10 protein-coding genes are annotated in these 9,238 nt (G+C 67.5%); 5 read left to right on the top strand and 5 right to left on the bottom strand.

Annotation, left to right across the window (positions count from 1 at the left end; all coding sequences use genetic code 11):
• Positions 1-256: 256 nt before the first annotated feature.
• Positions 257-2,035, bottom strand: a complete 1,779-nt coding sequence (gene ptsP, locus VGF12_RS11275) for a phosphoenolpyruvate--protein phosphotransferase (RefSeq protein WP_331176135.1) — start codon at positions 2,033-2,035, stop codon at positions 257-259.
• A 115-nt stretch (positions 2,036-2,150) separates the two neighbouring features.
• On the opposite strand from ptsP, the gene VGF12_RS11270 reads away from it, so the two are divergent.
• On the top strand, positions 2,151-2,954 hold the full coding sequence (locus VGF12_RS11270) for a GNAT family N-acetyltransferase (RefSeq protein WP_331176134.1): 804 nt from the start codon (positions 2,151-2,153) through the stop codon (positions 2,952-2,954).
• 12 nt (positions 2,955-2,966) lie between these two features.
• On the opposite strand, the gene VGF12_RS11265 is transcribed toward VGF12_RS11270, so the two are convergent.
• The 3 genes from VGF12_RS11265 to VGF12_RS11255 are packed head-to-tail and all read right to left on the bottom strand — an operon-like array spanning position 2,967 to position 4,101.
• Positions 2,967-3,236: an HPr family phosphocarrier protein gene (locus tag VGF12_RS11265; RefSeq protein WP_331176133.1), complete on the bottom strand. Its 270-nt coding sequence runs from the start codon at positions 3,234-3,236 to the stop codon at positions 2,967-2,969.
• Complete coding sequence (locus tag VGF12_RS11260) at positions 3,233-3,631, bottom strand: PTS fructose transporter subunit IIA (RefSeq protein ID WP_331176132.1); 399 nt, start codon at positions 3,629-3,631, stop codon at positions 3,233-3,235. Before VGF12_RS11260 ends, VGF12_RS11265 begins: the two co-directional genes overlap by 4 nt.
• 11 nt (positions 3,632-3,642) lie before the next feature.
• Positions 3,643-4,101: a hypothetical protein gene (locus tag VGF12_RS11255; RefSeq protein ID WP_331176131.1), complete on the bottom strand. Its 459-nt coding sequence runs from the start codon at positions 4,099-4,101 to the stop codon at positions 3,643-3,645.
• A 70-nt stretch (positions 4,102-4,171) separates the two neighbouring features.
• On the opposite strand from VGF12_RS11255, the gene VGF12_RS11250 reads away from it, so the two are divergent.
• The 4 genes from VGF12_RS11250 to VGF12_RS11235 all read left to right on the top strand — a co-directional run bounded on the left by VGF12_RS11250 (position 4,172) and on the right by VGF12_RS11235 (position 8,309).
• Positions 4,172-5,410, top strand: a complete 1,239-nt coding sequence (locus tag VGF12_RS11250) for a CaiB/BaiF CoA-transferase family protein (RefSeq protein ID WP_331176130.1) — start codon at positions 4,172-4,174, stop codon at positions 5,408-5,410.
• 140 nt (positions 5,411-5,550) lie between these two features.
• Positions 5,551-6,699, top strand: a complete 1,149-nt coding sequence (locus tag VGF12_RS11245) for a hypothetical protein (protein ID WP_331176129.1) — start codon at positions 5,551-5,553, stop codon at positions 6,697-6,699.
• Between the two features lie 47 nt (positions 6,700-6,746).
• Positions 6,747-7,238: a TlpA disulfide reductase family protein gene (locus VGF12_RS11240; RefSeq protein WP_331176128.1), complete on the top strand. Its 492-nt coding sequence runs from the start codon at positions 6,747-6,749 to the stop codon at positions 7,236-7,238.
• A 75-nt stretch (positions 7,239-7,313) separates the two neighbouring features.
• The gene (locus VGF12_RS11235; RefSeq protein ID WP_331176127.1) at positions 7,314-8,309 is read left to right on the top strand and encodes an N-acetylmuramoyl-L-alanine amidase-like domain-containing protein; all 996 of its coding nucleotides are present in this window, start codon (positions 7,314-7,316) and stop codon (positions 8,307-8,309) included.
• Here VGF12_RS11235 and lipA read toward each other — a convergent pair.
• The coding region (lipA, locus tag VGF12_RS11230) for a lipoyl synthase (RefSeq protein WP_331176126.1) at positions 8,306-9,238 on the bottom strand (933 nt) is incomplete at its 5' end. The two genes, VGF12_RS11235 and lipA, sit on opposite strands and share 4 nt — an antisense overlap.

Here is a 9,238-nt window from a genome sequence, read left to right as displayed (position 1 = left end):
GACCCCTTCAGTACCCAACGAACTCTCCAGCTCGCCCCAGACCTTTCGGTCCGGCTTCTCCAACCACTCCACCGCTAACTGCCGTTCCCGACAAGCGCTGTGTTGTGATCAGCGAAGCCCACGACTGTAGCACAGGAATTTCGGGGTTCGCAAGACTTTGTGCGAAATCTTGTTGAGATCGCCGCCCTGTTGGGGGCGCCCCCCCCGCCGACGGCGGGTTCAGTCGTCGCCCCATATATAGAGAGGACGGCGCCCCTCAGTGGACCGCTGCGGCCCCACCCCTGGCCAATGCCAGTTCCCTGTCTGCGGCTGCTTGGGGATCCTCGCTTTCGAGAATCCGAGGCAACGCTGCGGCCAGCCGTTGGCTGTCGGCCCGCAAGACGCGCTGCTTCACCGCAGGGATCTGCGACGGATGCATGGAGAAGCTGCGCAACCCCATGGCCAGCAGCAGCTCTGTGAAGACCGGGTCTCCGGCCATCTCACCACAGACGCTGACGCTCTTGCCACCCGCACGCGCCTGGGCGATGGCCTGGCTGATCAGTTGCAGGACCGCGGGATGCCAGGGGTCGTACAAATGGGCCACCGCCTGGTCGGCGCGATCAATGGCCAAGGTGTACTGGATCAGATCATTGGTGCCTATCGACACGAAGTCCACATGTCGCAGCAAGAGCGGGAGCATGACGGCTGCCGCCGGGATCTCGATCATGACGCCCAGCTCCACTCGTGTGTAGGCATGGCCGGCGTCGGTGAGCTGCTGCTGCACCTTGCGCACGGCATCGACGATCTGTCGGACTTCCGAGAGATGCGCCACCATGGGGATCAACAACCTGACCTTGCCAAAGGCGCTGGCCCTGTAGATGGCGCGCAGCTGCTGCCGGAACATGCTGGGTTCGGCCAGGCTCCAGCGGATCGCGCGCAAGCCCATCGCCGGATTGAGCACGTGCTCATGGCGCAATTCGTTGATGGTCAGCCTGTCCAGCGGCTTGTCGGCGCCGACGTCGACCGTGCGGATCGTGACAGGCATGCCCTTCATGGCAACGACTGCGGCCTTGTAGGCGGCAAACTGCTCATCCTCGCTCGGCAGCTCGCCGTCGCGGTTCATGAACAGGAATTCGCTGCGGAAGAGGCCCACGCCGGTGGCGCCGGACTCGACAGCCGCCTCCGCATCCGCCGGCATCTCGATGTTGGCGTGCAACTCGATGTGTTCACCGTCCAGTGTCACGGCCGGCGTGTGGCGCAGACGGCCCAGCCGTGCGCGCTCCAGTTCGCTCTGGCGCTGCCGGAAGCGGTATTCCTCCAGCACGATGGGTGACGGGTTGACGATGACCGTGCCGGCATCGCCATCAATGATGACCCAGTCGTCCTGCATGATGAGGCGCGAGGCCTCGCGCGTCCCGACGACCGCCGGAATATCCATGCTGCGCGCAACGATTGCGGTATGCGAAGTCTTCCCGCCTATGTCGGTGATGAACCCCCGGAAGACGCTTCGCTTGAATTGGATCATGTCCGCCGGAGCGATGTCCGCGGCGACCAGCAGCAGCGGGTCTTCGCCAGCAAAGTCACGCGGCGTGACGGGCGTGGCCGCATCGCCCTGCTCCTGAGCCAGGGCACCCAGCACGCGCTCGACGAGCTGTTCCAGATCGGCCTTGCGTTCCCGCAGATAGTCGTCCTCCATTTCGTCGAACTGACGCGCCAGCACCTCGAACTGAGCGGACAGCGCCCATTCCGCGTTGTAGTGGCGCTCGACGATCCAATGGCTGGCGCCGCCGGTGAAGGCTTCGTCGTGCAGCAGCATCAGGTGCACGTCGAGTAGCGCGGCCAACTCGTGCGGCGCGTCCTCGGGCAACTCCTGCTTCAACGTCGCCAGCTCCTGCACAACCGCGTCGCGCGCCCGCAGCAGGCGATCGATCTCGGCCTGGACCTCACCGGGCGCGACGAAGTAGTGGGCCACGTCGACCCGGCTGGAGGCCACCAGCACGGCACGGCCGATGGCCACACCACGCGAGACCGCAATGCCGAACACCTGAAAACTCATCAGCACTCCCCGCAGATCCAGCGCCCAATGTAGCCTGTCACCTAGGTCTGGCTCGTCATGGTTTTTTCATGGGGCCTTCACCGCCGCGTCAAAGCTGCCGCCCAGCATGGCGGTCATGAATCGCAGCCAAATCGTCACGCATGCACTGTCGCATGCCCCAGCCCTGCCACGTGCGCAGCGTGCCACCGCCCCCCGTCTTAGCGTCAGTTGGGCCCGCAGCGAGTCCGAAGTGCGCGAAGCCCAGGCGTTGCGCTACCAGGTCTTTGCTGTCGAGATGGGGGCGCGTCTCGCACCACCCAAGGGTTCGCCGGCCGGCCTGGACATCGACCTCTTCGATGCCTACTGCGAACACCTGCTGGTGCGTGCCCACGAAGAGGACGGCGAACCGGGCCCGGTCGTCGGCACCTACCGTGTATTGACCCCCGCCGCGGCCAAGCGGGCCGGAGGCCTGTACAGCGACACGGAGTTCGACCTGACCCGACTGCGCAGCCTGCGCGCCCGCGTTGCTGAGATCGGCCGCTCCTGCGTGCACCCGGATCACCGCAGCGGCGGGGCCATCCTGACGCTCTGGGGCGCCCTGGCCGAATTCATGGCGCGCAACGGGCTGGATACCGTCATCGGCTGCGCCAGCGTCAGCATGCGCGACGGCGGTCACTTCGCGGCCAGCCTGTGGACGCAGATCGCCGCCGACCACCTCGCCTCCATCGATTGCCAGGTGCGCCCACGTCTGCCGCTGCCCATCGAGCACCTGCGCCAGGATCTGTCCGTGGAGCCGCCAGCGCTGATCCGCGGCTACTTGCGCTGTGGCGCCAAGCTGATGGGCGAGCCCGCCTGGGACCCTGACTTCAACACCGCCGACCTGCCGCTGCTGCTGCGCACGGCAGACCTGCCGGCGCGCTTCCGCCGCCTCGTCGCCTGACCCGGCGTCAGCTCACTGACCTTCGCCGAACTTGTCGTTGACGAGGGCGGTGATCGCATCCTGGGCGGCCTGTTCGTCCTCGCCATCCGTCTCCAGCTCGACGAGCGCCCCGATGCCGGCGGCCAGCATCATGACGCCCATGATGCTCTTTGCGTTCACACGCCGGCCGTTCCGGCTCATGTAGATCTCGCACCTGAAGCCGCCAGCCAGCTTGGTCAGCTTGGCCGAAGCGCGCGCGTGAAGACCCAGTTTGTTGCTAATAGTGAGGGTGGACTTGATCATTCGTCGGAGGGCAAGGGGGGCGTGGCGACGATGCCGGTGACCGCGCCCTGCATGGCCCGCCGGGCCAGCTCGGTCAGGGGCGTTTGGCCGGCGTAGCACAGCGTGCGCCACAACATGGGCACGCTGACACCGCTGAGCACCTGCACCTGCTCCCCCGCTAGGCGCTGGGCACCGTTGCTGGGCGTCGCGCCGAAGACGTCCGTCAGCACGAGCCACTCAGGCTGAGCGACCGCGGCCATCAGCGCACGGGCGGACGCCTCGACGTCCTCCGCGCACATGCCAGGGTGGACGTCCAGCACGGTCAGCGTCGGGGCGCAGTCCGGAAAGGTGTGCTCGGCCACCTGCCGCAGCGCAGAGGCCAGCGGCGCGTGGGCGATCACGAGCAGATTGGGCATAAGGCAGGATGTTAGCGGGCGACCTCAATGGCCAGCCCGGCGCGGAAGGTCTCCCAGACCACTTCGTCGTCGCGCTCGGCCGTCAGCAGCGCCTGATAGACCCGGCCGCCATGGGCAAAAACGGCCACCCGCGTGACGCCACCAGCCCCCGCAATGCGGTACTGCGCGGCCTCGCTCATAGGCGTCATGCCGGGCACCTGCAGGGCCGAGCCCGGCTGCAGCACCTGGCCGAGCTTGCCGGCCAGCGCCTGGGGCATGGCTTTCAGGGCCGCGCCCGCCTGGATGGGGTCAGTCAGGTCTGCCCAGGACAGCGCGAAGCGCCGGTCCGCCGCCTCGCATTGGGCCAGGCCCATGCCCTGGCGCTGCTCGACCTCGGGCTTGCATGGAAAGAGCGCCAATGCGCCCGACCCCGCCGGCCGGACCTCGCGCCAGTTCAGCGCGGGCTGGCAGGCCGCCAGCAGGCTCATCATTAGGGCAAATCCGGCAGTCATCCTCAGGTGCATGCCCGAATTATCCGCAGCCGGCCCCGACAATTCCGCAATGCAACATCAGCCTCTTCCCCAAGCCCTGACGGGCGTACGCGTGCTGGATCTGTCGCGCGTGCTGGCCGGCCCCTGGTGCACCCAGACCCTGGCCGATCTCGGCGCCGACGTCATCAAGATCGAGCGCCCCGGCAGCGGCGACGACACCCGCGCCTGGGGGCCGCCCTATCTGAAGGATGGAGAGGGCCAGGACACCACCGAAGCGGCCTACTTCCTCGGCGCCAACCGCAACAAGCGCTCGCTGGCCGTCGACCTCTCCAAGCCCGAAGGCCAGGCCATCGTGCGCAAGCTGGCCGGCCAGGTTGACGTGCTGGTCGAGAACTTCAAGGTCGGTGACCTGGCCCGCTACGGGCTGGACGCGCAGAGCCTGTTGGCCGAGTACCCCGGCCTCGTGATCTGCTCCATCACCGGCTTCGGCCAGACCGGCCCCTACGCCGAGCGCGCCGGCTACGACTACGCCGTGCAGGGCATGGGCGGCCTGATGAGCGTCACTGGCGAGCGTGACGACCTGCCCGGCGGCGGCCCGCAGAAAGTCGGCGTGGCCGTGGCGGACCTCTTCACCGGCATGTACGCCACGGTGGCCATACTGGCCGCACTGCGCCACCGCGACGCCACGGGCCACGGCCAGGTCATCGACATGGCCCTGCTCGACACCCAGCTCGCGATGCTGGCGAACCTGGGCAGCAACTACCTGTGCAGCGGCAAGGCGCCGGGTCGCATGGGCAATGCCCACCAGAACATCGTGCCCTACCAGGTCTTCGAGGCCAGCGACGGCCACTTGATCCTGGCCGTGGGCAATGATCGTCAGTTCGCCAAGTTCTGCGACATCGCCGGTCGACCGGATTGGGCGGCCGACCCGCGCTTCGCGACCAACTCAGAACGTGTGCGCCACCGCGCCATCCTCGTGCCGCAGCTGGAAGAGACCATGCGCCAGCGCCCGCGGGCCGACTGGCTGGCGGCGCTGGAGGCTGCCAAGGTGCCCTGCGGCTCCATCAACTCTATTGGGGAGGCGCTCGCCGATCCGCAGGCGCAAGCTCGCGGTGCCGTGGTCGCCCTGCCCCACCCCCTCTCGCCCGATTTGCGCCTCATCGCCAGCCCGATGAAGCTCTCAGCCACGCCTGTGGCCTACCGTCACGCGCCACCGCTGTTGGGACAGCACAGCGACGAGTTGCTGCGTGAAGCCGGCTGTAGCGTGGAAGAAATCACGAATTGGCGCGCAGCCGGCGTCATCGCGTGAGGGCTTACCCACCCCTGAACCAAGGGTTTCCCCCTGGCTGGGGGATGGAGGCGCCGCCTGCCTGTCCTCAGCATGCGGGCACGCACCGAGGTGGGCCAACCACCTAGAACCATCCGCCTCGGGTCCGCAGCCACCGGGTCATGTCCACGCCGCCTTCTTCAGCGCCAGTCAATGCCGCCAACGATGTCACTCCTGAGCCGACGCCGGTCCAGTGGGCGGACATCGTCCAGCAGCTCGGTGCCGAGATCGCCGGGCCGCTGAGCGCAGCGCTGGAACAGATTCAGAACCTCGCCACCACCGGGCAGATCGACCGCCGCGGCCTGCGCCTGCTGCGCCGCAGCGTGGATGACGCGCGCACCGCCGGCATGCTGGGTCAGCAACTGGCGCGCCTGGCGTCCGGCCGCCTGCGCCTGAACCGCGAGCGCCAACATCTGACTCAGATGCTGCGCAGCGTTCTGGCTCAGCGCAGCCGCGAGACCCAGGCCCGCGGCGTGCAGGTGCGCCAGTCACTCAAGCCGGTCGAAATCTGGGCCGACGGCGCCCTGCTGTTCGCGTTGCTGAACGCGCTGATGGACTGGGCGCTGGCCAACACCCATTCCTCCGTCGACCTGCGCCTGGACCTGACGCCCTGGCCCGTCAAGGCGCGGCTGAGCTGCCGCTTCGCCCACCGCTCGCTGGAGCTGCTGAGTGACGACGTCGACCCGCACGCGCCGACGCCGGGGCTGGACTCCCTGGCCTGGAGGCTGCTGGAGCAGACGGCCATCACGCTGGGCGTGCTGCCGCTGCGCGAGCAGGATTCCGGCATCACGCTGCTGACCCTGGAGTTCAACCAGTTGGCGCCGGACGAGGCACCGCCGCCAGACAGTACGCACGCCCGCCTGGAGGCTGAGGCCGAACGCATGGGCGGCAACTCGCGCCCGCTGGCGGGCTGCCAACTGCTCATCCTGTCGGCCAACCGCGAGCTGCGCGCAGAGGCCCAGGCGGCAGTACGGCAGATGGGGATGCTGGTGGACGTGGTCGGCAACGTGGCCGAGGCCGAGCAGTTTTGCCGGGAAGGGCTGCCCCACGTGCTGCTGTTCGACGCAGCGCTGTCGAGCGAGCCACTGCAGCAGTTGATCGCCGGCATCAGTCGAGATGCCCCGGACTTCAGTTTCGTCGAGATGTTCGATGGCGAGCATCGCACCCAGCTGTCCACCGCCACCAGCGACGGCGTGGCCCGCATCTCGCGCCGCCACCTGCCCGACGCCTTGCCCTCGCTGCTGATGTTCGAACTGGGCCGCGGGGCCTGAGGCCCCATGCGGGAGAAGCCCTCCCGGCTTTTCCTAGAATACCGCTCATGTTGTCCCGCCGCGCCCTCGCCTCTGCCCTTGCCCTGGTCTGTGCCGCCGCGTTGTCGGGCTGTGCGCGCGAACAGGCGCCGGCCGTGGACTACGTGCTGCTGGACGGCCAGAAAGCCAGCTCTCAGCAATGGGCCGGCAAGGTCATGTTGGTGAACTTCTGGGCCACCAGCTGCGCGACCTGCGTGAAGGAGATGCCGCAGATCGTCGCCACGCACGACAAGTTCAAGGGCCGCGGCTTGGACACGCTGGCCGTGGCCATGAGCTACGACCCGCCGGCCTTCGTCGCCAAGTTCGCCGAGACGCGCAAGCTGCCCTTCGGCGTGGCCATCGACAACACGGGCGCAGTGGCGAATGCCTTCGGCCCGGTGCAGATGACGCCGACAACGTTTCTCATCAACAAGCGCGGCGAGATCGTCAAGCGCTACGTCGGCGAGCCGGACTTCGCCGCACTGCACGGCCTCATCGAGAAATTGCTCGCCGAGGCCTGACCCGACGAGTCGGCGTTATGGCCGGTGCACAAGCTCTCATGCCCGTCGCGCCCCCCCTTGGCTGACACTGCGGCGATGACCAAGACCCTTGCCGCCCTGGCCGTCACGCTGCTGCTGGCCGCCTGTGCCCACCAGCCTACGCCCGTCGCCGCGCCCCGTGTCGAACCGACTGCCGCGCAACTGGAGGCCGCCCGTCGCGTCAGCCTACCCGCCGCCGAGCTGGGGGACCTGCTGAACAAGCCGCTGTACCGGATGCAGCCAGCCGAGGTGGGCCGCTTCCTGGCCTGGCAGCAGCTGGACGAACCCGATCTGCGCCGCCGCATCGCCGCGCTCGCGCGCAAGAACATCGGCCAACCCTACGAGCTCTACCTGTTGGGCGAGTTCCCCTACGAGACCTACGACAGCCAGCCCCTGTTCAGCCTGGCCAAGAGCGACTGCGTGGTCTTCGCCGAGCACACCTACGCGATGGCGCTGTCGGCGTCATGGGAGGAGTTCTTCTGGGTGCTGCAGCGCATCCGCTACCGCGATGGCGTCATCGGCACGGCCACGCGCAACCATTACACCGAGGCAGACTGGAACGTCTCCAACAGCTGGCTGGTGACGGACGTGACCCGCACGCTGGGCGCGCCCACCCAGCCCTACCACCAGCGCATCGACCGCAAGACCTTCCTGCGCAAGCAGTTCAAGATCGAGCGCGACATCCCGGTGCAGCCTTTCGACGACGTCTACATTGCCAAGCAAGACGTGGCGGCTATCGAGGCCCAACTGCAGGAAGGTGACTTCGTCAACGTCATCTCCAGCCGCGGCAACGACGCATGGGCCTCGCACGTGGGGTTGATCGTCACCGGCGCCGACGGCTCACGCCACATCCTGCATTCGGCCGAGCCGCAAGTGCGCGAGGAAACGCTGCAGGGCTTCATCCAACGTCTGGGCGAACGCGATGCGCGCCAAGCTGGACAGAACAAGCCGCAGCTCGCCGGCTTCAAGTTCCTGCGCCTGAACGACGCGCCAGTCGTGCCGGCCATGGCGCCGCAGCCGCGCCCCGCGCGGCCGGCGGCCCTCGCAGGTTAAGCCTTCGGATTCAGCGCCGCGTGGGCCTGCTGGTCCGCGTGGTAGCTGGAGCGAACCATCGCACCCACAGCGGCGTGCGTGAAGCCCAACTCGTAAGCTTCCTTCTCGAACTGCTTGAAAGCGTCCGGCGTCACGTAGCGGCGCACCGGCAGGTGATGACCCGACGGCGCGAGGTACTGGCCGATGGTGATCATGTCAATGTCGTGCGCGCGCATGTCGCGCATGACCTGTCGAATCTCCTCGTCCGTCTCGCCCAGGCCGACCATGATGCCGCTCTTGGTCGGCACACCCGGCACTTCCTGCTTGAAGCGCTTCAGCAGGTCCAGGCTGAACTGGTAGTCCGAGCCCGGGCGCGCTTCCTTGTACAGACGCGGCGCGGTCTCAAGGTTGTGGTTCATCACGTCCGGCGGCGCGGCCTTGAGGATGTCCAGCGCGCGGTCGGCACGACCGCGGAAGTCGGGCACCAGCACCTCGATCTGCGTCGTGGGGCTCAGCTCGCGGACACGCGTGATGCACTCAGCGAAATGGCCGGCACCGCCGTCCTTCAGGTCGTCACGGTCCACGCTGGTGATGACGACGTACTTGAGCTTCAACGCCGCGATGGTCTTGGCCAAGTTCAGCGGCTCGTTGACGTCCAGCGGGTCGGGTCGGCCATGGCCCACGTCGCAGAACGGGCAGCGGCGTGTGCACTTGTCGCCCATGATCATGAATGTGGCCGTCCCCTTGCCGAAGCACTCGCCGATGTTGGGGCAACTGGCCTCCTCGCAGACCGTGTGCAGCTTGTGCTCGCGCAGGATCTGCTTGATCTCATAGAAGCGCGTGGACGGCGAGCCGGCCTTGACGCGGATCCAGTCGGGTTTCTTCAACACTTCGGCCGGCACGATCTTGATCGGGATGCGCGAGGTCTTGGCCTCGGCTTTTTGCTTGAC

This window comes from Roseateles sp., from assembly GCF_036404855.1.
Taxonomy (GTDB): Bacteria; Pseudomonadota; Gammaproteobacteria; order Burkholderiales; family Burkholderiaceae_C; genus Pelomonas.
This window is presented reverse-complemented; position numbering and strand designations above follow the sequence as displayed.